General features: G+C 49.3%; 28 protein-coding genes. All 28 read left to right on the forward strand.

Features of this window, described 5'->3' with window-relative positions; all coding sequences use genetic code 11:
• Nucleotides 1–8 precede the first annotated feature (8 nt).
• Nucleotides 9–1,682 (forward strand): formate--tetrahydrofolate ligase, encoded by a 1,674-nt coding sequence (locus C6I21_RS02360; protein ID WP_105957822.1) that lies wholly within the window; start codon nt 9–11, stop codon nt 1,680–1,682.
• Nucleotides 1,645–2,379, forward strand: coding sequence for a metallophosphoesterase (locus C6I21_RS02365; RefSeq protein WP_105957823.1), 735 nt, complete (start codon nt 1,645–1,647; stop codon nt 2,377–2,379). Before C6I21_RS02360 ends, C6I21_RS02365 begins: the two co-directional genes overlap by 38 nt.
• A 78-nt stretch (nt 2,380–2,457) precedes the next feature.
• The gene (locus C6I21_RS02370) at nt 2,458–3,363 is read left to right on the forward strand and encodes a MerR family transcriptional regulator (protein WP_105957824.1); all 906 of its coding nucleotides are present in this window, start codon (nt 2,458–2,460) and stop codon (nt 3,361–3,363) included.
• A 233-nt stretch (nt 3,364–3,596) separates the two neighbouring features.
• The gene (locus C6I21_RS02375; RefSeq protein ID WP_105957825.1) at nt 3,597–4,859 is read left to right on the forward strand and encodes a Glu/Leu/Phe/Val family dehydrogenase; all 1,263 of its coding nucleotides are present in this window, start codon (nt 3,597–3,599) and stop codon (nt 4,857–4,859) included.
• A 200-nt stretch (nt 4,860–5,059) separates the two neighbouring features.
• A complete protein-coding gene (locus C6I21_RS02380; protein ID WP_105957826.1) occupies nt 5,060–6,070 on the forward strand; it encodes a YpdA family putative bacillithiol disulfide reductase in 1,011 nt (336 codons plus the stop codon).
• On the forward strand, nt 6,067–7,020 hold the full coding sequence (locus C6I21_RS02385) for an asparaginase (protein WP_105957827.1): 954 nt from the start codon (nt 6,067–6,069) through the stop codon (nt 7,018–7,020). The genes C6I21_RS02380 and C6I21_RS02385 overlap by 4 nt, the downstream gene beginning before the upstream one ends.
• The gene (prsW, locus tag C6I21_RS02390; protein ID WP_105957828.1) at nt 7,017–7,676 is read left to right on the forward strand and encodes a glutamic-type intramembrane protease PrsW; all 660 of its coding nucleotides are present in this window, start codon (nt 7,017–7,019) and stop codon (nt 7,674–7,676) included. Before C6I21_RS02385 ends, prsW begins: the two co-directional genes overlap by 4 nt.
• 66 nt (nt 7,677–7,742) lie before the next feature.
• Entirely contained in the window at nt 7,743–7,910 is a 168-nt protein-coding gene (locus C6I21_RS16305; protein WP_181186046.1) for a hypothetical protein, read from the forward strand.
• Between the two features lie 220 nt (nt 7,911–8,130).
• A complete protein-coding gene (locus C6I21_RS02400) occupies nt 8,131–8,784 on the forward strand; it encodes a flagellar brake protein (protein WP_181186047.1) in 654 nt (217 codons plus the stop codon).
• 60 nt (nt 8,785–8,844) lie between these two features.
• Nucleotides 8,845–9,528: a (d)CMP kinase gene (gene cmk, locus C6I21_RS02405; protein WP_105957831.1), complete on the forward strand. Its 684-nt coding sequence runs from the start codon at nt 8,845–8,847 to the stop codon at nt 9,526–9,528.
• On the forward strand, nt 9,521–10,111 hold the full coding sequence (locus C6I21_RS02410; protein WP_105958013.1) for a lysophospholipid acyltransferase family protein: 591 nt from the start codon (nt 9,521–9,523) through the stop codon (nt 10,109–10,111). Before cmk ends, C6I21_RS02410 begins: the two co-directional genes overlap by 8 nt.
• An 89-nt stretch (nt 10,112–10,200) precedes the next feature.
• A complete protein-coding gene (rpsA, locus tag C6I21_RS02415; RefSeq protein ID WP_105957832.1) occupies nt 10,201–11,355 on the forward strand; it encodes a 30S ribosomal protein S1 in 1,155 nt (384 codons plus the stop codon).
• A gap of 118 nt (nt 11,356–11,473) precedes the next feature.
• On the forward strand, nt 11,474–12,520 hold the full coding sequence (gene fni / locus C6I21_RS02420; RefSeq protein WP_105957833.1) for a type 2 isopentenyl-diphosphate Delta-isomerase: 1,047 nt from the start codon (nt 11,474–11,476) through the stop codon (nt 12,518–12,520).
• A gap of 78 nt (nt 12,521–12,598) precedes the next feature.
• Nucleotides 12,599–13,918 carry a ribosome biogenesis GTPase Der gene (gene der, locus C6I21_RS02425; protein WP_105957834.1) on the forward strand — a complete coding sequence of 440 codons (1,320 nt, stop codon included), beginning with the start codon at nt 12,599–12,601 and terminating at the stop codon, nt 13,916–13,918.
• Between the two features lie 64 nt (nt 13,919–13,982).
• On the forward strand, nt 13,983–14,576 hold the full coding sequence (plsY, locus tag C6I21_RS02430) for a glycerol-3-phosphate 1-O-acyltransferase PlsY (RefSeq protein ID WP_105957835.1): 594 nt from the start codon (nt 13,983–13,985) through the stop codon (nt 14,574–14,576).
• A 13-nt stretch (nt 14,577–14,589) separates the two neighbouring features.
• Nucleotides 14,590–15,639 carry an NAD(P)H-dependent glycerol-3-phosphate dehydrogenase gene (locus C6I21_RS02435; protein ID WP_105957836.1) on the forward strand — a complete coding sequence of 350 codons (1,050 nt, stop codon included), beginning with the start codon at nt 14,590–14,592 and terminating at the stop codon, nt 15,637–15,639.
• A 313-nt stretch (nt 15,640–15,952) separates the two neighbouring features.
• The gene (locus tag C6I21_RS02440; protein WP_105957837.1) at nt 15,953–16,156 is read left to right on the forward strand and encodes a DUF2768 domain-containing protein; all 204 of its coding nucleotides are present in this window, start codon (nt 15,953–15,955) and stop codon (nt 16,154–16,156) included.
• 27 nt (nt 16,157–16,183) lie between these two features.
• Nucleotides 16,184–16,924: a hypothetical protein gene (locus tag C6I21_RS02445; RefSeq protein WP_105957838.1), complete on the forward strand. Its 741-nt coding sequence runs from the start codon at nt 16,184–16,186 to the stop codon at nt 16,922–16,924.
• 182 nt (nt 16,925–17,106) lie between these two features.
• Complete coding sequence (locus C6I21_RS02450) at nt 17,107–17,379, forward strand: HU family DNA-binding protein (protein WP_105957839.1); 273 nt, start codon at nt 17,107–17,109, stop codon at nt 17,377–17,379.
• Nucleotides 17,380–17,623: 244 nt separating this feature from the next.
• Nucleotides 17,624–18,202 carry a GTP cyclohydrolase I FolE gene (gene folE, locus C6I21_RS02455; protein ID WP_105957840.1) on the forward strand — a complete coding sequence of 193 codons (579 nt, stop codon included), beginning with the start codon at nt 17,624–17,626 and terminating at the stop codon, nt 18,200–18,202.
• Nucleotides 18,203–18,430 (forward strand): trp RNA-binding attenuation protein MtrB, encoded by a 228-nt coding sequence (mtrB, locus tag C6I21_RS02460; RefSeq protein WP_105957841.1) that lies wholly within the window; start codon nt 18,203–18,205, stop codon nt 18,428–18,430.
• Between the two features lie 141 nt (nt 18,431–18,571).
• A complete protein-coding gene (locus C6I21_RS02465; protein ID WP_181186048.1) occupies nt 18,572–19,282 on the forward strand; it encodes a heptaprenyl diphosphate synthase component 1 in 711 nt (236 codons plus the stop codon).
• Nucleotides 19,283–19,284: 2 nt separating this feature from the next.
• Nucleotides 19,285–19,998 carry a demethylmenaquinone methyltransferase gene (locus tag C6I21_RS02470; protein ID WP_105957843.1) on the forward strand — a complete coding sequence of 238 codons (714 nt, stop codon included), beginning with the start codon at nt 19,285–19,287 and terminating at the stop codon, nt 19,996–19,998.
• Complete coding sequence (locus C6I21_RS02475; RefSeq protein ID WP_105957844.1) at nt 19,988–20,854, forward strand: UbiA-like polyprenyltransferase; 867 nt, start codon at nt 19,988–19,990, stop codon at nt 20,852–20,854. Before C6I21_RS02470 ends, C6I21_RS02475 begins: the two co-directional genes overlap by 11 nt.
• Before the next feature lie 53 nt (nt 20,855–20,907).
• The gene (locus C6I21_RS02480) at nt 20,908–21,801 is read left to right on the forward strand and encodes a menaquinone biosynthesis protein (RefSeq protein ID WP_105957845.1); all 894 of its coding nucleotides are present in this window, start codon (nt 20,908–20,910) and stop codon (nt 21,799–21,801) included.
• Nucleotides 21,798–22,772 (forward strand): polyprenyl synthetase family protein, encoded by a 975-nt coding sequence (locus C6I21_RS02485; protein WP_105957846.1) that lies wholly within the window; start codon nt 21,798–21,800, stop codon nt 22,770–22,772. Before C6I21_RS02480 ends, C6I21_RS02485 begins: the two co-directional genes overlap by 4 nt.
• Nucleotides 22,773–22,915: 143 nt before the next feature.
• Nucleotides 22,916–23,356 carry a nucleoside-diphosphate kinase gene (gene ndk / locus C6I21_RS02490; RefSeq protein WP_105957847.1) on the forward strand — a complete coding sequence of 147 codons (441 nt, stop codon included), beginning with the start codon at nt 22,916–22,918 and terminating at the stop codon, nt 23,354–23,356.
• Nucleotides 23,357–23,526: 170 nt separating this feature from the next.
• On the forward strand, nt 23,527–24,309 hold the full coding sequence (locus C6I21_RS02495; RefSeq protein ID WP_105957848.1) for a CheR family methyltransferase: 783 nt from the start codon (nt 23,527–23,529) through the stop codon (nt 24,307–24,309).
• The last annotated feature ends 109 nt before the right edge of the window (nt 24,310–24,418 follow it).

The raw sequence follows: 24,418 nt of genomic DNA on the forward strand, positions 1-24,418 counted from the left end.
TCTGACAAATGACAGCCTACAAATCGGATATTGAAATTGCACAGGAAGCAGTATTAAAGCCTGTTATGCAGCTTGGTAAAGAAATGGGCATCGACCCGGATATTCTTGAGCCATATGGTCATTTTAAGGCGAAAGTACCTCTCGAGGCTGTAAAGCCGGAGGAAGAAAGAGGAAAAATTATCCTTGTAACGTCTCTGAACCCAACTCCCGCAGGAGAAGGAAAATCCACGGTTACCGTTGGACTTGGTCAGGCGCTGAATGCGATCGGCAGAAAAGCTGTCGTTGCTCTGCGCGAACCCTCCCTGGGGCCGACAATGGGGTTGAAAGGGGGAGCATGCGGCGGCGGAAAAAGCCAGGTTGTACCGATGGAGGATATTAACCTTCATTTCACCGGCGATCTTCATGCCATAACGAGCGCCCATAATACGCTGGCTGCACTTGTGGATAACCACATCCACCGGGGAAATGAGCTGGACCTTGATATCCGGAAAGGGACCTGGAAACGGGTACTGGACATTAACGACCGTTCTCTCCGTAACATTGTAGCCGGCCTTGGTGGAAGACTGCACGGCGTGCCGCATGAAACCGGGTTTGACATTACGGTGGCTTCTGAAATTATGGCCGTTCTCTGTCTCGCTGATGGAGTGGCTGACTTAAAAGACAGGCTGCGGCGGATGATCATCGGCTATAATTCCTCCGGTAAGCCCGTCACGTGCGGCGACTTAAAAGCTGAGGGGGCGCTGGCACTTCTTCTCCGCGAAGCAGTAAAGCCGAACCTCGTTCAAACTTTGGAGAATACGCCTGCGTTTGTCCATGGAGGACCGTTTGCAAACATCGCGCATGGGTGCAACAGTCTTGCTGCAACGAAAATGGCCGCGTCCTACGGAGAATTTGCTGTAACTGAATCGGGTTTCGGAGCGGATCTCGGCGCAGAAAAATTTTTCCATATAAAAGCAGAAGCCGGTGGTTTTTCTCCTTCCGCTGTCGTTCTGGTAGCAACCGTCCGCGCATTGAAAATGCACGGCGGAAGGGCAAAAGACGATTTAAAAACCGAAGACCTTGAAGCGCTGGAAAAAGGATTGGAAAATCTGGAAAAACATCTGGAAACGATTCATGCTTTCGGCGTGCCGGTCGTTGTTGCTGTAAATGCATTTGTACACGACACGAAAGCAGAAACAGACCGGGTCCTTTCCTTCTGCAGAGACAAAGGTGTGCCGGCAGAAACGGCAGAAGTCTGGGAGCATGGAGGAGCTGGAGGCACAGCTCTTGCCAAAGCAGCAGCAAAAGCAGCCGACGCTTTCGACGGATATCATACGCCGCTTTATGACAAAAAGATTCCTGTAAAAGATAAAATCCGGCGGATCGTTCAGGAGGTTTATGGAGCAGAGGGCGTCGATTTTTCCAAAGAGGCACGTAATATGCTTGAAACCATCCGGCAGGAAGGCCTGGAAGAACTTCCTGTCTGCATGGCGAAAACGCAGTATTCGCTGAGTGATGATCCATCAAAATTAGGCCGTCCTCGCGGTTTTAGAATTACAGTCAGAGAACTGCGCATTTCCAGAGGGGCGGGCTTTATTGTTGCATTGACGGGTAGTGTAATGACGATGCCCGGTCTCCCGGAAAAACCGGCGGCGATGGAAATGGATGTGCTGGATGATGGCCGTGCGGCTGGTCTTTTCTAGTCTGCTGCTTCTTTCACTGCTGATTCTGAAAGATACGATCCCTGTGCGTAAAAAGCATACCACCATAAAGGTGGATGGGTTAAAGCGCAGGGTGGACCTTGTGTTTATAAGCGACCTTCATGGGCGGAGGCTCCGTGAACATCATCTGCCTGCCGGCAGGGTGGATGCTGTCTTAGTGGGAGGGGACATTCAGGATAAGCGGTGCCCGCTGAGGAATGTGAAAGAAAACGTCCATCAGATGCGAAGAATCGGCAGTGTCTTCGCTGTTTTTGGCAACCATGATTACCCTTCCGAAGCCGAACTGAGAAATGTATATGAAGAGAACGGAGCCCACCTTCTGGATAATGAAGCTGTTGATATGGATAGCTGGATTCTTGCCGGTGCCGGCGATTCTACATCAAATAGAGATCATCTCTCTGTTCTTTGTACCAGTCATCCCACGGTCCTGTTAACGCACAATCCCGACCTTATTAATCGGATGAAACAAAGAGACGACTTCTGTCTCATGCTTTCCGGACATACACATGGGGGGCAGATCCGCTTTGGGCCTTTCGGTATTGCAGAAAAGGGGAAAGTGACACGGAGAAAAGGGCTCCCTCTCATTATTTCCAATGGGTTTGGTACAACCGGCGTCCCCGTGCGGTTCGGAGCCCCGCCTGAAATTCACCGGATCACGCTCGTGCCGATGGGCCCGTGACTTGCGTAATCGCCGATTGTACTATATTCTTAATGGACGCCCTATGCAATTTCTATAAATAAGCAGGTGACGAATGTGATGAGCGAGAACCAGGGTAAATACAATATAAAAGCTGTTTCCAACCTGCTCGGTGTCCACGCAGGGACGTTAAGAGCATGGGAAAGGCGCTATAATATAATTGAACCAGTCCGTAATGACGCCGGCCACCGGCTGTATACGGACGACCATGTGCGCATTTTAAAGTGGGTGGTGAACAAGGTCGAAAGCGGTTTCACCATCGGCCAGGCTGTCGATCTTCTGAACAACCAGGAAGAGCCGGCATTTATTGCGGACGATCCCCGGCATGATAACCATATGGATCAGCTCCGCATCGAGATTACAAATGAACTGCTGCATTTCCGGGAAAACCGGGCGCATGAACTGATTGACCGGGCATTCGGTCTTTTTTCTTCGGAAAAAGTGCTCATCCATATTCTCGGCGGCATTCTCCAGGATGTAGGGATGCGGTGGGAAAAGGGTGAGATTCTTACCGCGCACGAGCATTTCGTAACCTCTGTGCTGCGCACCCGCATCGGTATGGTGTTTCAGTCACTGCCGGTGAACAGTTTTCTTCCCCGCGTCGTCTGCGTCTGCGGGCCGGACGACCTCCATGAAATTGGTCTGCTGATCTTTACTTATTATTTGAAACGCAGGGGATACGAGACCATTTATCTCGGGGCCGGTATTCCCGGAGAAGACGTAGAAAAGATCATAAAAGAAATCGATGCCAGTGCGGTCGTTATCTCTACGACGATACCAGAGCACCGTGAGAAGGCGCTGGATCTGACGAAGAGTATTTTATCGAGGTATCCGGAAATAAAAGTCGGTCTTGGTGGAAGAGCGCTTGATTCGCTTTCGGAATCAGCTAAACAACAGTACGCCGACTGTTTTATCGGACGTACTGAAAATGAATGGCAGCAGTGGCTGCGAAAAGGCGTATCCTGAAGAGGTGCGTCTTTTTCTTTCGTTTTCACGCTGAGGCGGATGGAAATAGAGCAGAAGGAACGGATATTTCAGCAGGCGGCGTTATTCTATAGGGAGTTTGAAAGAGCAGTACGCTTGAAATTTCGCTGAAAGCACGGATTAGTGTGGAAAAAAGATGTTTCTTTCTTTATGATGGAAGTAGAGATTACTTAAGTATAGGTGCCAAAAGTCTTCAGACGGGATGGTGAACGTATATGGGAGAGAATGCAGGCAGTTCCCAGGAACAAAATGTACTTACGTCAACACAAACGGTAATTAAACAGGCACTTGAAAAGTTAGGATATTCTGACGAAGTGTACCAGCTTATGAAGGAACCGCTCCGTATGATGACAGTGCGGATTCCAGTCCGAATGGATGATGGCTCTGTCAAAATTTTCACCGGTTATCGTGCTCAGCATAATGATGCGATCGGACCGACAAAGGGCGGCGTACGTTTTCACCCGGATGTTTCAGAAACGGAAGTGAAAGCCCTCTCTATTTGGATGAGTCTGAAAGCGGGCATCGTTGATCTTCCCTACGGAGGCGGAAAAGGTGGCATCGTGTGCGACCCCCGCACTATGTCTTTCCCTGAAGTGGAACGGCTCAGCAGAGGGTATGTCCGTGCCATTAGTCAAATCGTCGGTCCGACGAAGGATATACCAGCTCCGGATGTGCAGACAAATTCTCAGATTATGGCATGGATGATGGATGAATACAGCCGGATGAAAGAATTTGACTCTCCCGGATTTATTACTGGAAAGCCACTTGTTCTCGGCGGTTCCCACGGTAGGGAAGCAGCGACAGCGAAAGGAGTCACGATCTCCATCCGTGAAGCAGCCAAGCGCCGCGGCATTCAGCTGGAAGGTGCAAGGATTATTATACAGGGATTCGGAAATGCCGGAAGTTTTCTTGCGAAGTTTATGAATGATGCCGGAGCAAATGTTGTAGGTATTTCTGATGTTCAGGGTGGACTTTACGATCCGGATGGTCTGGACATTGATTATCTGCTCGACAGACGAGACAGCTTTGGAACAGTAACGAACCTGTTTAAAAATACATTGACGAATCAGGAAATTCTTGAGCAGGAGTGCGATATTCTTGTTCCTGCTGCTATTGAAAACCAGATCACAGAAGCGAATGCAGATAACATTCAGGCACAGATTGTAGTGGAGGCAGCGAACGGACCAACTACGATGAAAGCGACAGAAATTCTTCACCAGCGGGGCATTCTGCTTGTGCCGGATGTACTTGCAAGTTCAGGCGGGGTTACCGTTTCCTACTTTGAATGGGTCCAGAACAATCAAGGTTATTACTGGGAGGAAGAAGAGGTGGACGAAAAGCTGGAAAAAGTAATGACAACAGCTTTTGATAATGTCTACCGGGTCGCCCAGATGCGGAATGTGGATATGCGTCTTGCTGCCTATATGGTTGGAGTAAGAAAAATGGCAGAGGCAAGCCGGTTCCGCGGCTGGATATAGTCGGTCCTCAACTATAAAATTGATTATTTCGTAAAAATGTCCGTTCAGGTGGTGCCTGGACGGATCTTTCACGTCGAGCGGCTGTTTCTGTTCAAAATAGATGCCGGGAATCAGGAATGGTGCGCTCTGTGTGACAGAACTTTTGCGCGCAGGGATGATATTTACTAAACTATATAAAGAGAAAGAAAGGAGAATGTCCGGTGCAGCATGAAAAAGTGATTATCGTAGGAGCAGGGCCGTGTGGGATTGCGGCGGCCGCAGCGCTTCAGGATCTTGGAATGGATCCTCTCCTGATTGAGCGGGGAAATATCGTGCACGCTATTTACAAATATCCAACTCACCAGCAGTTTTTCAGCACGAGTGAAAAGCTTTCTGTCGGGGGCATTCCATTTTACTCCACGGAGCGGAAGCCGAAGCGGAATGAAGCACTTGTTTATTACCGGAAAGTAGCTGAGGAACGGAACCTGCGGATACGGTCGTATGAGGAGGTGACCTCCATAAAAAAAGGAAGCTTTTTTCAAGTGGAAACCGATAAACGTGGAGAAACGTACCATTATGCGGCGGATTACATTATTGCAGCTACGGGTTATTATGCATCGCCGAACCTGCTGCAGATTGAAGGCGAAGAGAAACCTCATGTCTACCATTATTTCCATGAAGGTCACCCTTACTTCAACCAGAAAGTGGTCGTCATTGGTGGAAAAAACTCTGCCGTGGATACTGCCCTTGAGCTGGATAAAGCAGGGGCGGACGTGACTGTTGTTTACCGGGGAAGCACGTATTCAAAAAGTATTAAACCGTGGGTGCTGCCCGAATTTGAAGCACAGGTCCGCTCTGGAAATATAACGATGCATTTCGACGCTGAGGTAGAAAAAATTGAATCGGAGCATATCCTAATCCGTCATCCGGAAGGAAGAGAGAAGCTGGAGGCAGATTTTGTGTTTGCCATGACCGGCTATCATCCGGATCACGGCTTTCTGCAGAATATGGGGGTGGAGACAGACCCCGAAAGCGGAAGGCCTGTATTTGATTCCGAAACGATGGAAACGAATGTTTCAGGAATATTCATAGCAGGCGTAATTGCGGCAGGAAACAACGCCAATGAGATTTTCATCGAAAACGGCCGCTGGCACGGCGGACAAATTGCACAGGCCATAGCAAAAAGAGAAGCAGGTACAGGAACGAAAGACCTCCAGGAGTGGCGCACATGAGAAAAGTTCAAATAATCAGTACAGGCGGCACAATTGCCAGTATGAAAAATGAACGGGGAAAACTGGAGGCCGGGCGGTACAGCGGAGAAGACCTGGCGCGGAAACTTGGCCTGCCGGAAGATATTGATGTGACGGTGGAGTCCTCTTTCCAGAAACCGAGCGTTCATATGACGTTCGATGATCTGCATCTTCTTGCTGAGAAAATTAAAAATACAGAAGCCGACGGCATCGTTATTACGCACGGCACAGATACGCTGGAGGAATCTGCATATTACCTGGATCTCCTTCTCCATTTAGACATACCGGTCGTTTTTACCGGTTCACAGCGGTCGCCGGACCAGCTGGGGAGTGATGCATTTATCAACCTGCGCCACGCTGTTTATACAGCGGCGGATCCTGTGCTCCGGGGCACCGGCGTAACCGTTGTATTCAATGAACGCATTTTTTCCGCAGAATACGTAAAAAAAGAACATGCATCGAATGTTCAGGGATTTAATTCGTTTGGCTTCGGCTACCTGGGAATTATCGATAATGACAAAATTCACCTTTACCAGCGTCCCGTTGAAAGGCATCGGATTCCGGCAGGAGAAAACAGGCCTCTTACTGTTGTTTTAATAAAAGCAGCTCTGGAGGAGCCTCCGCTCGCACTCGAAGCAGCAGTGAACAGCCATGTGGACGGGATTGTAATCGAAGCACTCGGAAGAGGCCAGGTTCCGCCGGAGTGGGCGCCATGGTGTTCCAAAGCAGTTGAGAAAGGTATACCGGTTGTGCTGACGACCGCTTCTGAAGAGGGGCACGTCTACACGACGTATGACTATCCAGGAAGTGCCTATGATTTATATGAGCGCGGAGTCGTGCTTGGACGCGATGCGGACAGTAAAAAGGCCAGGTTGAAGCTGCGTGCTGCACTTCTTGCCGGAGTCTCTGCACGTGACGTTTTTGAACCATGATCAGCCTTCTTGCAGCGGCCTGTGCTCCTGCGATGGGGCTGCTGCTTTTTTTCTATCTGCGGGATGAGCTGGAACCGGAGCCGGTTCATATGGTTGTCAGAACGTATCTGTTCGGAGCGCTTCTCGCATTTCCGGTTATGTTTATCCAATATGTTTTCCAAGTAGAAGGGAACTGGAACGGCCCCCTTGTTGAAGGGCTCCTGCAGGCAGCGCTGGTTGAAGAATCCGCGAAATGGCTGATCGTTCTGCTCACGGCTTATTTTCATGTACATTTCAATCAGCGGTATGACGGCATCGTTTATGCCGGGGCGGTGGCACTCGGTTTTGCTACAGTTGAGAACATCCTTTACTTAAGTGCGGAAGGGCTCAGTACCGCATTTTCCAGAGCGTTCTTCCCGGTATCACTCCACGCATTGATGGGGGTGGTGATGGGGTATTATTTAGGTGCCGCTAAATTTTCCAGGCGTCCGGCTGTCCCGTTAATACTTTCGCTTGCCATTCCCGTTATTCTCCATGGCATTTACAATGCAGCAGTGCTTACAGGTGATTTAAGCCAGGGGCTTTTGTTTCCGTTTATGCTCGGACTCTGGATGCTTGGGCTCTGGAAAGTAAAGCGCGCCAATCAGGAACAGCACAGGGAACATCGGATTTCTTGATAAACTGCCGCCGGACGTTGTATAGTAAGTGTCAGATATCCGGACCCTGATAGGAGAGTGATCGTTTTGCCTGAAACAAAGCAGCGCTATAAAGTGATCATCCGCTGTGACAACTGCGGAGAGAAATATATTCTCCGCGGGCGTCCCAATGAGGATGGTGGATTTGACACAGGATTCAAACGGTGTGTCTGCGGGAATGAGACCGCGTTTGATATTGATGTTTCCCCCGAATAACAAAACAGTCAATACAGCCGGTCCGCCATGTATTGAACTGTCTGCGAGCTTTCCGCCTGCTGCAGTACCGGTTTTTCTGCCGGCCGCTGCCCGTGCTTCGGAAAGCTCGTTTTTTTGCAGAAACTTTTTTTATCACCTATGCGGGGAAAGCTCCGTGCCGGCTTGATTTTTTCCCCGGTTCCACAGATAATATACAAAGATGCACAGAGGAGGCTTCCGTATGATGAAGATCGGCACGCCAGTTCAACTGGAGGCGTCAGCAGAAGGGGAAAGGCAGTTTTTCCGTACAAGTATTCTGGATCAGGCCAAAGGAAAAATATACATAGATTATCCGATTGAAGAAGCAACAGGAAAAGTGCGCTTTTTTCTGGAAGGATCTGAATTTCAGGCTACATTCATTGGAACAGATGAAGCTGTTTATTCATTTTCCACGGAAGTGACGGGGCGTTTAAAGACCCATGTCCCGATGCTGGTTCTGAAAGATCCCGGAAAAGAGGAGTATTCCAGAATTCAGCGTAGAGAATTTGTCCGTGTGGAAGCATCACTGGATGCAGCCGTTCATAGTCCGGATGGGCTTTTTCCTCCTTTTACAGCAGTAACTGCTGATGTCAGTGGGGGAGGGGCGGCACTGGCATTGAAGGAAGGGCATCCACTTGAAGCCCTCACTGAAGTGGATGTCTGGCTGTCCGTCCCTTACCGCAGTGGAGAAATTCAATACCTCTGCTTCAAAGCTTCTGTTATCCGCATTTCTTCGTCCGAGGGAAGAACGCGGGCGCATGTGAAATTTGAAGAAGCGGATGAGCAGGTGCGGCAGAAATTGATCCGCTACATCTTTGAGAAGCAGCAGGAAGATAAAGAGCGGGGAATTGTATAAGTCTTTTGTCTGATATGTTACGATAAAAATACGAAAACAATGAGTTGGTGGGGAATGAGTATGGAAAAGACAGTAGCTGTAGCAATTGATGGTCCGGCTGGAGCCGGTAAAAGTTCGACAGCAAGGCAGGTCGCCCTGGAACTGGGAATGACTTATATCGACACCGGCGCCATGTATCGTGCGCTGACGTGGCTCGCCCTGGAAAAAGAGGTAAGCACTAGAGATGAAGAGGGGCTTCATCGCCTTTTAAAAAACATGGCACTTGAACTGGTGACTGGAACGGGGACCGACCGTGTCATCGTTGACGGAACAGATGTCACAGAAGCGATCCGTGAGCCCCGCGTAACGGCGGAAGTCTCCTATACAGCGGTTCATGAAAAAATCCGGCAGGCGATGGTGGAGAAGCAGCGGGAGCTTGCCTCACAGGGCAGTGTCGTGATGGATGGCCGCGATATCGGCACAGCCGTTCTTCCGGATGCCGAGTTAAAATTTTACCTTACCGCAAGTGTGGAAGAGCGGGCAGCACGCCGTTTTGCAGAAGAAAAGAAAAAAGGAATTCCCTCGGAACTGGAGCAGTTGAAAAAAGAGATTGCCGAAAGAGACCGCATCGATTCCGAAAGGGAATTTGCGCCGCTTACGAAAGCGGAGGATGCGGAAGAGGTGGATACAACGGCGATGGAGTTTGAGGAAGTGGTGCAGTTTCTCATCAACCGCATAGGAAGCAGGGTGAGTGCCGGTGAATAGCAGACTTTATTCAGCCGGGCAGTTTGTCTGCCGCACATTTCTGCGCCTGTTTTTCAGGGTGCACATCCATGGCCGGGAAAACATTCCGGAAAAAGAAGGGGCCCTTCTCTGCAGCAACCATATTAATAATCTTGATCCACCGCTCGTCGGCGCATTTTTAAAGCGCCAGACCCGCTATATGGCAAAAGCGGAGTTATTTGAAGCGCCGATCCTGAAAAGCCTGCTTCCAAAACTAGGCGCTTTCCCTATTAAACGGGGGACCAGTGACCGTCAGGCAATGAGGTCAGGTTTAAAGTTGCTGCGTGAAGGGGAAATGGTAGGTGTGTTTCCTGAAGGCACCAGAAGTCGTGACGGCAAGCTTGGAAAAGGACTTGCGGGAGTCGGATTCTTTGCTCTGCGCTCCGAGGCAGCGGTCGTTCCATGTGCCATCATCGGCAGCTACCGTCCGTTCAGCAGAGTGGATCTTATCTACGGACCGCCGCTTGATATGCAGAAGCTCAGGGAGGAAAAAGCTTCCCCGGAAGAGGCAGCTGAAGCGATTATGGCTGGAATTCAGGAACTTTTAGATAAAAATAAAAAATAGGCAGGAATTTTCTTCTTCAGTGAAGAATTCTGTATAATGAGAAGAAGCATAGGCCCGCTTTTTTGACGGGGATAGGGAGGTATTTGTCAATGTCAGAAGAAATGAACAACGAAATGATGAATTTCCAGTCGATTTCAGTTGGAGATCTCGTCAAAGGTACGATAGCGAAGGTGGAAGATAAACAGGCGTTTGTTAACGTCGGTTATAAGATGGACGGCGTTCTGCCGATCAGCGAGCTGTCCAGCCTGCACGTTGAGAAAGTCAGCGATGTACTCAGCGAAGGGGAAGAGCATGAGTTTAAGGTGACCAAGCTGACGGAAGATGAGCTTGTACTATCCAAAAAAGCAGTAGCCGCTGAAAAGGCCTGGGAAGAGATGGAACGCCGTCTTGAATCAGGAGAAATTTTTGAAGCGGAAGTTGCAGACGTCGTTAAAGGCGGTCTCGTCGTAGATGTAGGTGTACGCGGCTTTATTCCAGCTTCGCTTGTGGAGCGTCACTACGTAGAGGATTTCTCTGCCTATAAAGGACGCACACTCCGCCTGAAAGCAGTGGAAATGGACAGAAGTCGCAATAAGCTGATTCTTTCACAGCGCGCGGTTCTTGATGAGGAAGCCGGCGACCGGAAAAAAGAAACGCTTGAGAAAATTCAGGAAGGCGATGTCATCGCCGGTACCGTGCAGCGGCTCACTGATTTTGGCGCATTCGTCGATGTCGGCGGAGTGGATGGGCTCGTTCATATTTCGCAGATGGCCCATCATCATGTGGAAAAGCCCGGAGATGTTGTATCTGAAGGAGATCAGGTAAACGTGAAAGTATTGTCTGTGGATCCTGATAATGAACGGATTTCACTGTCCATTAAGGATACGCTGCCCGGACCGTGGGAGCAGATTGCACAAAAAGTAAGCCAGGATGAAGTTATTGAAGGTACTGTAAAACGACTTGTGTCATTCGGTGCTTTCATCGAAGTGGCGCCCGGCGTTGAAGGCCTTGTGCATATTTCCCAGATCGCGAACCGGCATATTGCGACTCCTGGAGAAGTTCTGTCCGAAGGAGATATCGTAAAGGCGAAAGTTCTGGATGTAAATCCAGGCGAAAAGCGTATCAGCCTTTCCATGCGTGTGCTGGAAGAAGACAAAGTCGGACAGGACTCGGAAAATGAGCGTCAGGAATACAAGAAAGAAGATGACGGCGGCTTTTCTCTTGGAGATATGATCGGCGATCAGCTGAAAAAATACAAGAAATAAAAGCCTGCTTTCCGGACGGGGTGAATGGCGTATTTCCGCCGATTCATCCCGTCTTTTTTGTGATTGAAATGTACATAAAGCAGGCGGTATACGAGCGGAAGACAACAGGAGGGGCATCATGAGCAGAGAGCTGCGCAAACAGGATCACATAAACCACGCACTACAGACAGGACAGTCCGGCCGGCACGGACTCGACCAAGTACAGTTTGTACATCAGAGTCTTGCCGGCATAGGAGAGCAGGAGATCGATATGAAGGTGGACTGGGCTGACAGGCGGTGGGAGGCACCATTTTATATAAATGCGATGACCGGCGGGGGTGGACAGAAAACCAAAGAAATTAACGGAGCACTTGCAAAAGCGGCCGGTGCTGCAGGCATACCGGTGGCTGTCGGCTCCCAGATGGCAGCGGTGAAAGATCCGGGACAGGCGGACACGTTTGCCGTAGTGCGCAGAGAAAACCCTGATGGGATTGTTTTTGGGAATATCGGGATGGATGCCGGCGTGGAAGAAGCACTCCGTGCGGTCGAGATGATTGAAGCGGATGCACTCCAGATACATTTAAATCCCGTTCAGGAGATGATCATGCCGGAGGGAGACCGTGATTTTACCGGTGTGCTGGAGAGGCTCACCACCATCTGCCGGAACGTGGATGTGCCGGTTATCGTTAAAGAAGTTGGATTTGGTATTAGTATGGAAACAGCTGCACTTTTGAAAGAGGCAGGTGTGAATGCCGTCGATGCAGGAGGCCGGGGAGGAACGAATTTTGCGGAAATTGAGAACCTCCGCCGGGAGCGTCCGGTCTCCTTTTTAAACGAATGGGGAATTCCGACGAGCGTGTCGATTGTAGAGGCCGCTTCGCAGTCCTTTTCTCTGGTAACGGCTGCAGGAGGTATACGTTCTTCATTGGATGCAGCTAAATCGTATGCGCTTGGAGCAGGTGCGTGCGGGATGGCAGGCCATATGTTAAAACTGGTTACAGAGCAAGGCTGGGAAGCAGCTGCTGAAGAACTTGGGGAAATGAAAAAAGAACTCCGTACCATTATGACCCTTCTCGGCGTTCGGAACATGAACGAATGGAAAAACACGAAAATTCTTATTACCGGCGAAACCGCTGAATGGTTAAAGCTCCGCGGCTTTTCTGTGGAAGGCTTTGCACAGAGGTAATAAATAAGTTCTTTTGTTCTTTAAGCCCAGGTGCTAGTATGAAAGAAGAGTCTAGATCAGAGAAAGTAGGGAAATGTTTTGGTAAAACCTGTACTGGCCATAGTCGGCCGGCCTAATGTTGGAAAGTCTACGATTTTTAACCGCTTGATTGGAGAGCGGCTCGCGATTGTTGAAGATAAGCCCGGTGTCACCCGGGACCGGATTTATAGTTCGGCAGAGTGGCTGCATCACGAATTTTTCCTTATCGATACCGGCGGCATAGAAATGTCGGATGAGCCGCTTATCGAACAGATGAGAGCCCAGGCAGAACTTGCCATCGACGAGGCGGATGTCATCTGCTTTGTTGTAAATGGAAGAGAAGGCATTACAGGAGCTGATGAGGAAGTGGCTGCACTTCTACGCCGTTCCAACAAGCCTGTTGTCATTGCTGTAAATAAAATGGATGATCCGACGCTGCATGAGAAAATGTATGAATTTTACAGCCTCGGTGTCGGTGAACCCTTCCCTGTTTCAGGATCGCACGGTCTTGGCCTCGGTGATCTTCTCGATTCAGCCTGTGGTCATTTTCCGGATGATGCTCATGCAGAATATGACGATGAGACTATCCGCATCAGTTTGATCGGCAGACCGAATGTCGGGAAATCGTCCCTTGTCAATGCCATCCTCGGAGAAGAACGGGTTATCGTAAGTGATATCCCCGGAACAACAAGAGACGCGGTGGATACGCCGTTTACAAAAGATGAACAGGACTATGTTGTCATCGATACGGCAGGCATGCGGAAACGTGGAAAAGTATACGAATCGACAGAAAAATACAGTGTGCTCCGTGCGTTGAAAGCCATTGAGCGCTCGGATGTTGTGCTTGTTGTTCTTGATGGAGAAGAAGGCATTATCGAACAGGATAAGAAAATTGCCGGCTATGCCCACGAGGCTGGGCGTGCAGTTGTCATTGTTGTGAACAAATGGGATGCAGTGACAAAATCAGATAAAACGATGAAAGAAATGGAAGATAAAATCCGGGATAATTTTCAATACATGGATTATGCTCCGATCGTTTTCCTGAGTGCGAAAACGAAACAGAAGCTGCATCAGCTTCTCCCGGTCGTGCAGCAGGTCAGCGAATCCCATAATCTGCGGATTAAAACAAATGTCCTGAACGATGTGATCGTCGATGCTGTCACGTCGAATCCGACGCCGACAGACCACGGCGGGAAGCGGCTCAGGATCAACTATTCCACTCAGGTTTCTGTGGCGCCGCCGACATTCGTATTGTTTGTAAATGATCCGGAGCTGCTGCACTTTTCCTATAAGCGGTACCTTGAAAACAACATCCGCCGTGCGTTCGGCTTTGCCGGCACGCCGATTCGGATACTTGCCCGTAAGAAAAGTGACAGCTGATCCACACGAAGAGCTGAATCTGGTATTTCAGGGACAGCAGGTAAATGAGTAAAGGGGGGAGCCCATGGCTTTTTTATCCATTGTCATCGGGTATCTGCTCGGTGCGGTAAGTTTCAGTTATCTGGCCGGGCAGATAATGAAAAAATTAGATATCCGTGATCACGGCAGCGGGAATGCAGGGGCGACAAATACACTCCGTGTTCTCGGGACGGGTCCGGCAGTGGCGGTCCTTCTTCTGGATTGTGCCAAGGGGATCGCAGCAGTCTGGATCGGCTACAGCATGAGCGGAGGCGATCCACTGTTTGCAGCTCTTGCCGGCGCAGCATCTGTTATCGGCCACAACTGGCCGGTGTACTTTGGTTTCCGCGGCGGAAAAGGAGTGGCTACGACGATTGGTGTTCTTGCAACAATCGTTTTCTGGCCGGCGCTTGCAGCAGGGATCGCTGCCATCGCTTCCATTTTTATCACCAGGTATGTTTCGCTCGGTTCACTGTTGTTTATGACAGGAACAACGATTCTGCTTCCTTTTTTCAATTATCCTGCCGTATATTTTTATACTGTACTGGGATTAACGATTTTGTCTTTCTGGCGTCATCGGACGAATATCAAGCGATTAATCAGCGGGACAGAGAGCCGCATTGGTGAGAAAGCATCTTAAAGGGGGAAAAGCTGTGAAACAGACGGCCGTAATCGGAGCTGGGAGCTGGGGTACTGCACTTGCCCTCGTTCTGGCAGACAATGGACTTGAAGTGGATTTATGGGCCCGGTCAGAAAAGCAGGCGGAAGCAATGCATTCATCGCGCAGAAACATGCGCTACCTGCCGGGCGTTGAACTTCCTGAACAGATTAAACCGACTGCTTCCCTTGAGACAGCAGTAAAAGACAAGGACATGATTGTCCTCGTTGTACCAACCAAAGCAGTCCGGGAAGTACTTCCGGCGCTGCGGCCGCTCCTGAAAGAAGGAGCAGTCATTGCTCACGCAAGCAAAGGGATCGAACCGGAAACGCATCTTCGCGTTTCGGAAGTTATTGCCGAAGAGCTTCCGGGTCATCCGGTTGCCTGTCTGAGCGGGCCGTCGCACGCGGAAGAGGTGTGCAAACGACAGCCGACAACAGTGACTAGCTCGTCGCTGCATATGGAAACGGCAGAGCTCGTACAGGATGTGTTTATGAATACATATTTCCGGGTGTACACAAATCCGGATCTGACCGGTGTGGAGATAGGCGGCTCTTTAAAAAATATTATTGCGATCGGGTCCGGGATGACTAGTGGACTGGGCTTTGGCGATAATGCCCGGGCAGCGTTAATGACGAGAGGTCTTGCAGAAATCTCCCGCCTCGGAGTCAAACTCGGAGCCGACCCGCTTACCTTTTCGGGTCTTTCCGGTCTCGGCGATCTGATTGTAACCTGTACTTCCTATCACAGCCGGAATTGGCGTGCCGGGAACATGATAGGTAAAGGCATGACAATCAATCAGGTGGAAACCGAAATGGGCATGGTCGTCGAAGGTGTCCGGACGACGAAAGCAGCCCAGCAGTTGGCGGAAAAACTGGATGTCGAAATGCCTATCACATCGGAGCTTTACGCAGTTCTTTTTGAAAACAAAGACGTGGAAGAGGCAGTAGAAGCATTGATGGGGCGTGTGAAAAAACATGAAATGGAAGCTCCCGCAGTTTCACGAAACACGAATAGAGACCCGCTCGATCATTTCGAACCGTAGTTCAGGGCGGACGAGGGAAGTGCCGGTCCTGTCGCTTCTATTTGATTATTGGAAATTTCTTATCTATATATGGTGTGATACACAGATGAAGCCGGCACAGTCCCGCTTCCTGCGCACACTGGCTGCGGCGGTTATTTCAGGACCGGCCGCAGCCATTTTTGCCTGTGGGCGTGTTCCTGATCCTGCTGCATATCATTTTTGTGGCTGTGTTCAGGTCCACTCATTCAATAAATGTACACACGGCTCATACATGCACAGCGGCCGGCGCTGTGCTATAATGATGCCGACTTCATCGTGAAGGAGGGGGAGAAAAATGTTTGAAGATCCGTTACTCAAAATGTGGGTATCCTTCATTGCTATGGGACTAATGACTTTATCTGTTATATTGACTGTATTCACTAAATTAAAGCTGAAGGGATTTCTTCGGTATTCGCTTTTATCCATCAGTTTTGTCTGTATTATCATCTCCGGGCTGATCGTCTTTCTGGTTACATTCAGCGGGCCGGTACCGGAATAACATCTTAGAAGAAAGCAGGGTCAGACTATGCAGAACTATTTGTGGCTGCTTTTAAGCGTGTTTTTCCTCAGCGGATGTCTTTATCCCGATGAGCAGCGTGCCCAGGATACGGCTCCGAACGAGGAACAGCTTGCTCAAGTGCAGACTGCAGTCGAATCCTTTCAGGAGAACACCCAGGTGCTGCCGATCGAAACGAGAGATGCAGCTACCCCTGCCTACAGGCGGTATCCTGTTCAATTTTCCCAGCTTGTGCCTCAGTATTTAAACGAGTCGCCGCCGAACGCATTCGAGAATGGCGGGAAGTATCAATATGTCCTGATTGAAGTGGAAGAAACACCTCAGGTGAAACTCATTGATCTTGCAGCGCTGTCGGACCTCCAGTCGCTTCAGACGAGGTTAACCGCATACAGAAGGTCTAATGATTACGCACCTATCCTGGAGGTCGCGGGGCCGGAACTGTTGAAACTGGATTATTCAGAACTGGGATATGAAGAGGAGCCCACGGTGGAGAGTCCTTTTCATCCAACACACCGCCTTCCACTGCTGTATACGACAGATGGAGAAATCGTCGTTGACTACCGTCTCGACATTCTTCATTACATTGATGAATATGGCATGGAAGAGTATGAAACTGGAGAAAATCTTCTTCCTCTACTGACGGATCACGCACCATTTGTACCGTTCAACTCGGTTCCGCAGGTGATGAATGAGGAGGGGGAAATTGAATTCCGCCCTGATTTGGAGCAGGTTGTGCCACAGACCGGGTGAAATCATGTATTTTTTTCCTCCAATTCCATATATATTTATAAAAAAAACATGAATTACACGAAAGTTGTTGAATTCGCGGGCTTTTTCGTTTAACATAAGCGTTGTTATCCCTTTCACATCAAGGGATAGCGCGGTTTGGAGTAAAATGGTAACCAATCCTATGTTGCAGGGAGGTGAGTTACATGAACAAAACAGAACTGATTAATGCAGTTGCTGAGAAAACGGATCTTTCTAAGAAGGATGCGACTGGTGCTGTCGACGCAGTATTTGACATCATCACGGATTCCCTGAAAAAGGAAGAAAAAGTCCAGCTGATCGGTTTCGGTAACTTTGAAGTCCGTGAACGTGCTGCCCGTAAAGGCCGCAACCCACAGACAGGCGAAGAGATCGAAATTCCAGCAAGCAACGTACCTGCGTTCAAGCCAGGTAAAGCGCTTAAGGATGCAGTGAAATAATTACATAAGGTACCTTATGTAATAAAAAGATCCCCGGTGGAGACTCTGCCGGGGATCTTTTTGTATGGATGATAGAAAATGAAAAATTCAGGTACATGAACCGTTCAACTCCCCATTTTCAAGAAGCGGGCTGCGCAGTTCAAGGAAATGCTCCCTGCAGCAGGAGAAAAGCCATATCTGTTGTAGGGCATTTTTCACCTGTGCTATGATCAAAACATGAATTCAACATTGGAGGCAGATGACTATGAGCCAGGTAAATCACGATAAAATTCAGCAGGCTGTGACGATGATACTGGAAGCGATCGGGGAAGATCCATCCAGAGAAGGACTCCAGGATACGCCGCAGCGTGTAGCGAGAATGTATGAAGAAGTCTTTCAGGGCCTCCACCAGGATCCAAAGGAACATTTTAAAACAGTATTTGGTGAAGACCACGAAGAACTTGTTCTCGTAAAAGACATTCCTTTCTATTCCATGTGTGAACATCACCTCGTACCGTTTTTCGGTAAAGCGCATATCGGCTACCTCCCACAGGGAGGAAAAGTGACTGGGTTGAGTAAACTGGCCCGTGCCGTCGAAGCTGTAACAAAAAGACCCCAGCTTCAGGAAAGAATTACGTCCACCATCGCAGACTCCATGGTGGAGACCCTCGACCCGCGCGGTGTTATGGTAATCGTGGAAGCAGAACATATGTGCATGACGATGCGCGGCGTGAAAAAACCGGGCTCTTCTACGGTGACGTCCGCTGTCCGCGGAGCATTCCGGACGGACGAAGCTGCCAGAGCAGAAGTATTATCACTTATTCGTTCCCAGGGGGCGTCTTAATTGGCACAAAACAACGACTATATTGTTATCCGCGCTGATGAGAACGGTGTAAATGTGATCGGGCTGACACGCGGCACAGACACACGCTTTCACCATTCGGAAAAACTCGATAAGCATGAGGTAATGATTGCTCAGTTTACAGAACATACGTCAGCGATCAAAATCCGCGGGAAAGCGACGGTGCAGACGGCGCATGGTGAAATGAAAACACCGTCTGAAGAAGAGTAGGTTTCAGCTGCACCCGCCGCGCACTGCTCATACAGGCCCTGGTTTCTTCAATCATGCTTCCTGACTGGAAATAGAATGTGCTATACTGGACAGGCGTATTTTTCTGTTCGCTGGAAAGGGAGCAGGGATGGAGGAAATGGGATGACCGCAACTTATGACAACCTGCATACAATTCATACATTAACAACGGAATTTTATAAGAGTGTCCGGCAGCCTTATGTACAGCGGTATCTGCCCGAGCCTGCACTCAATCCAATGCAGGCTGGGCTTCTGCTGACACTGCTTGAGCAGTCGGACGAAACGTTTACAGAGGAGTCGAAGCGGGCTGCTGTTCTTGCAGCACTGCTCGTACAGGCAGCAATGGATGCGCACGACCGCATTGGTGCCGGCCCGGTATTTTCGGAATCCGAAAGAAAACAACGGCAGCTCACGGTGCTTGCAGGAGATTATTACAGCAGCCTGTATTATTCCATCCTTGCTCAGCATGGGGAGACGGCTCTGTTAAAAGTGCTGTCCAGAGCAGTACAGAAGATAAACATGGAAAAAATGAGGGCGTATCGTGCGGAAAATGAAGAAGAGCGGCTGTATCATTTAATCGAAGCCAAAAACATGCTCACTTCAGAAGTTGCGCTGCACCTTGGACTTCCGGAATCGGGTGCAGGCATGAAGCAGCTTTTTTTCCTGCAGTACCTCGTCGAGTATCCGGAAGCTTCCGGAGGACGTACGAAAGAAAAGCTGGTGGAAGCGGCAGAGACAATTCACAGTCTGCGGGCAGATACATGGAAGCTGCAGCAGGTCATGGAAAGGGAAGCCTCCCGTCTGCTGTCCGCTTATGAGAACAGGGGCGTGTAAAATTGGAACATCCAAAAGAAAAGCGGGTACATGACGTATTTGAGACGATATCAGGACGATACGACCGTATGAACTCCATTATTAGTTTTCAGCAGCATAAACGGTGGAGAAAAAAGACGATGAAGCAGATGAACGTGCAGCCCGGAGACCGGTGTCTGGATGTCTGCTGTGGTACAGCAGACTGGACGCTGGCTCTTTCTGATGCCGCGGGCCCGGATGGAGACGTCACTGGACTTGATTTCAGTGAAAACATGCTTCAGGTCGGAAGAGTGAAAACAAACGACAGACCGGACATTAACCTGATCCAGGGGAACGCAATGGCTCTGCCATTTGAAGATAATACATATGATGTCGTTACTATTGGTTTTGGTTTACGAAATGTTCCGGATTATATGCAGGTGCTGGCTGAAATGCACCGGGTCGTCAAGCCGGGCGGGCAGGTTGTCTGTCTGGAGACGTCACAGCCGGAAATGCCGGTCGTCTCCGGACTGTACTGGTTTTATTTTTCTATCTTAATGCCGCAGCTCGGCCGGTTGTTTGCGGGAAGCTATGAACAGTATTCCTGGCTTCAGGAATCAAGCAGAGAATTTCCGGGAAGAGAAGAGCTCCGGGCGATGTTTTTTGATGCGGGATTTCATACGGTCCGTGTAAAAGCATTCGCACTTGGAGCCGCTGCCGCCCATTTCGGCAGGAAGGACGATCAGCATGATTCGTAAACTTAAAATCATTTTAGAAATGATCAAATTTGAACATACCGTATTCGCGCTTCCGTTTGCGTTCCTCGGAGCGGTACTTGGAAGCCTCACAGAAACAGGCACGTGGCCTACACTTCAGATCTGGCTCTGGATGACGCTTGCGATGGTAGGAGCCCGCAGCGCAGCTATGGCATTGAATCGGGTAATTGACAGGCAGATTGATAAAGCCAATCCGCGTACGAGCGGCAGAGCGATTCCGGCAGGGCTTTTGTCTCTGGGAGAGACGATGCTGTTTATTCTTGTTTCCTTTGCTGTTTTAATCGGGGCAGCATGGCAGCTGAACATGCTCGCTGTGTATCTGCTGCCGCTTGCAGTATTTTTTCTCGTATTTTACTCATATACGAAACGATTTACATGGGCCTGCCACCTTGTACTCGGTGCCACGATCGGTCTGGCCCCTCTGGGAGGCTGGGTGGCTGCATCCGGGACCTTAAGCTGGGAAGCGTTCGTTTTATTTGCTGCCGTAGCATTCTGGACAGCAGGGTTTGATGTGATTTATGCGACGCAGGATGAAGGGTTTGACCGTGAAACCAATCTTCATTCCATTCCACAGCGGTTTGGTACAGCCGGGGCACTGAAAGCGGCACGACTGTTTCATTTAATCAGTTTTTCCGGAATGCTGTCGCTGATTGCTCTTACAGAGCTCAGCTGGATTTATGCTGCTGGAACGCTGGTTGTGGGAGCGGTGATGATTTATGAGCATTCGCTGGTATCTCCAAAAGACTTATCGAAGGTAAACGTAGCCTTTTTTACCATGAACGGAGTTATCAGCCTGCTTATGTTCACTTTTACAATTGGAGACCGCCTCCTTTTGTAATTGAGGATGACCCATGAAAGGCTGGCAGCGGTTTCGTTAAGACGCCTGCCGTAATGAGACTATTGAAAGAAGTGGATAGAATGACGCTCCGAATTGGCGAAATTCACTATACAAACATTATGCCGATGTTTTTTCATCTGCCTAAAACGGCGCTGCTGCAGGAAGGGTTTCAATTTCAATCCAGTACGCCTGCCCAGCTTAATCAAGGGATGGCTGATGGAACAGTAGATGTCGGCGGCATCAGCTCGTTTGAGTATGCAAGGAATCCAGATAAGTATCTTCTGCTTCCAGATCTGGGCGTCTCTACAGATGGTGAAGTCGGTTCCATCCTGTTGTTTTCCAAAGTACCCATTAGCCAGCTGTCGAACAGAAAGGTTGCTCTTACTTCCAGTTCGGCAACATCTGTACACTTATTAAAACTGCTCTTGGAAAGAAATCAGGGAGTTCACAATGAGTATACGGTGATGGACCCGGATGTGAAAACGATGCTGGCAGACTGCGATGCGGCGCTTTTAATCGGGGATGATGCGATTGCTGCCGCCTGGAGCGGGACAGCGGAGTATCAATATGATCTCGGCGCCTGGTGGAAGGAATGGACTGGTCTTCCAATGACCTATGCCGTTTTTGCTGTGAGAAAAGAAGCAGCGGAAAAATATCCTGATTCTCTTTCACGGCTGTGGGAGGCATTCAATGAAAGCCGTGATACGGCCGCCGGAGAATCATATGAACAACTGATTGAATGGGCCCTGCGGGAAAAGGGAGGAACTGTATCCTTTTGGAGCGCGTATTTCTCCAGGCTTATCCACCGGCTGGACCCTTACTATCTGTCAGGCTTAAAACAGTACTGCCGCTTTTTGTATGAGGACCGCTGGATTCAGCAGTATCCGGCATTTTCGTTTTGGAACAGAAGCGGAGCAGGGATTTATTCGAAGGTGGATCGTTTATGACACTAGCAGAAATTTACCGGAAATACCGGCCGGAAATCCTCCGGCTGGAAAGACGTATGGAGCAGCAGCTGCTGGCAGAAGAACAGACGCTGAAAAAGGCGTCTGTGCACATCATGAAAGCCGGCGGGAAAAGAATCCGCCCTGTTTTCGTACTTTTATCTGCCCAGTTTGGTCCATCAAAAACGGCGGAGGAAGTAGAACGTGTTGCCGTTCCACTGGAAATGATTCATATGGCTTCCCTCGTACATGATGATGTCATAGATAATGCGGATCTCCGCCGCGGGAAGGCGACGATTAAAGAGCGGTGGGATAACCGGACGGCGATGTATACCGGTGATTATTTATTTGCCCGTGCCATTGAAATCGCCTCATCAAGCTCTTACCCGGATGTTCATGAGATCCTGTCGATGGCGATGCGTGAAATGTGTGTCGGGGAGATTGAACAGCTGCGCGACCAGTTTCAGCTGGACCAGAATCTCCGGACGTACCTCCGCCGGATCAAACGAAAAACTGCTCTCCTGATTTCTGTGAGCTGTGAACTTGGGGCACTGGTGAGTGGTGGAGACGAGCGGACGCGCAGGGCGCTCCGGCGGTACGGGTATTTTGCAGGCATGGCTTTTCAAGTAACCGATGACATTCTTGATTTTGTCGGTTCGGAAAAGCAGCTCGGCAAACCGGCAGGCAGTGATTTAATTCAGGGTAACATTACGTATCCCGCACTATATGCCATGGAACATAACCCGGAATTTTACGATTCGGTAAAGCATTACATGCTGAAGCCGGAAGTTTACCCGCTGCCAATTTCTCAGGCGGTGGAGGCTGTCAAGCAGTCCGGAGCCGTGGAGGCATCGAAAAAACTGGCAGCAAGCTACGTGAAAAAAGCTCATGAAGCGTTGGATGAGCTTGATCAGAATGAAGCCTCTGCCTCCCTGAGAGAAATTGCTTCCTATATCGGAAATCGACAGTTTTAACGGTGCAGACGAATAGAAAAAGACGGACAGGCTTTACATGTTCTGTCCGTCTTTTATTTTCTTTTGTGAAAGCGTTGTCAAAAAGTCCCTGCTTTGCTATACTGGGATAGAATTACATAGGAATGAGACAGGAGATGATGTCAATGGAACAGTCTTTTATTATGATTAAGCCGGATGGGGTCCGCAGAGGTCTCATAGCGGAGATTTTAACGAGGTTTCAGCAGAAAGGATTTACACTCCGCGGAGCTAAATTGATGCAGATGGAGCAGGCTCTTGCCGAGCAGCACTACGCAGAGCATAAAGAACGTCCTTTTTTTCCCGATCTTGTTGAGTTTATTACATCCGGCCCTGTTTTTGCCATGGTCTGGGAAGGCGAAGGAATGATAGCGGAAGCCCGCCGGCTGATCGGGAGCACAGATCCCGCTGAAGCAGCACCGGGTACGATCCGCGGAGATCTCGCTGTGAAAAAATCCGAGAACGTTATTCACGGATCTGATTCACCGGAGAGTGCGGAGCGGGAAATCAATCTTTTCTTTCAGAAGCATGAGCTGATTGAAACGGGTAAAAATTCTGTTATTTCATAAAAACGATCTCTCAGAGCCGTATTCGTCTGTTAAAATAGACGAATACGGCTTTTTACGTGCCAAAATGACTTTTTCAATCAAGCAGCGGGGAAACGGTGAGTTCCTCCCGGATAAAACAGCTGTCCTGAGTGAAAAAGTGAAACGATGAATGGGATGGAGCGGAACATACGATGGATGATTATCAGGAGTTTATCAATCAGGTTTACAAGAAAACAGGTATTAATTTGTCACTTTACAAAGAAGCACAGATGAAGCGCCGGCTGACGTCACTTCGTGATAAGAGGGGGTTTTCCAGCTTTCGTGACTACTTTCATGCGATGCAGCAGAATCAGGAAATGTTCGAGGAGTTTCTCCAGCGGATGACGATCAACGTATCGGAGTTTTTCCGTAATAAAGGCCGTTGGGACGTTCTGGACAGCCGCATTCTTCCGGCTCTGAAAGCAGAACGGGGCCGCCTGTCTGTCTGGAGTGCAGCCTGTTCGACCGGTGAGGAACCTTATTCTCTCTCGATTCTTCTGAGAAAGCATATGAGGCCTGATCAGTTTTCCATACTGGCCACGGATCTGGATCAGTCGATTCTGGATAAGGCGGGGCACGGTTTTTATGCAGAAAAAGCATTGAAGGAAGTAACTGAAAAGGAGAAAGAACAGTACTTTATCAAGGAAGAGATGGGACTGCGTATTTCAGGCGAGATTAAAAAGTCGATACAGTTTAAACGTCATAATCTGCTGGCAGATGCCTATCCGTCATCCATGGATTTGATTTTATGCAGAAATGTAATGATTTATTTCACGGAAGAAGCAAAGAAAGAAATTTATCACCGCTTTGCAGCATCGTTAAAACCGGGAGGCATTTTATTTGTCGGCAGTACCGAGCAGATTTTCTCACCGGAGCAGTACGGGCTCATACCGGAAGATACGTTTTTTTACAAAAAAGCTCCAGTAGGAAATTAATTGTACTCCCGGGTGCGGCACATACTGATATGCTGCAACGACATTTTTCCGCAGACATGCTGAAAAATTTGAGCGGACTACTTGAAAAGAGAGCCGAAATAAGGAACAA

The sequence above is a fragment of the Alkalicoccus urumqiensis genome, from assembly GCF_002993335.1.
GTDB lineage: Bacteria > Bacillota > Bacilli > Bacillales > Salisediminibacteriaceae > Alkalicoccus > Alkalicoccus urumqiensis.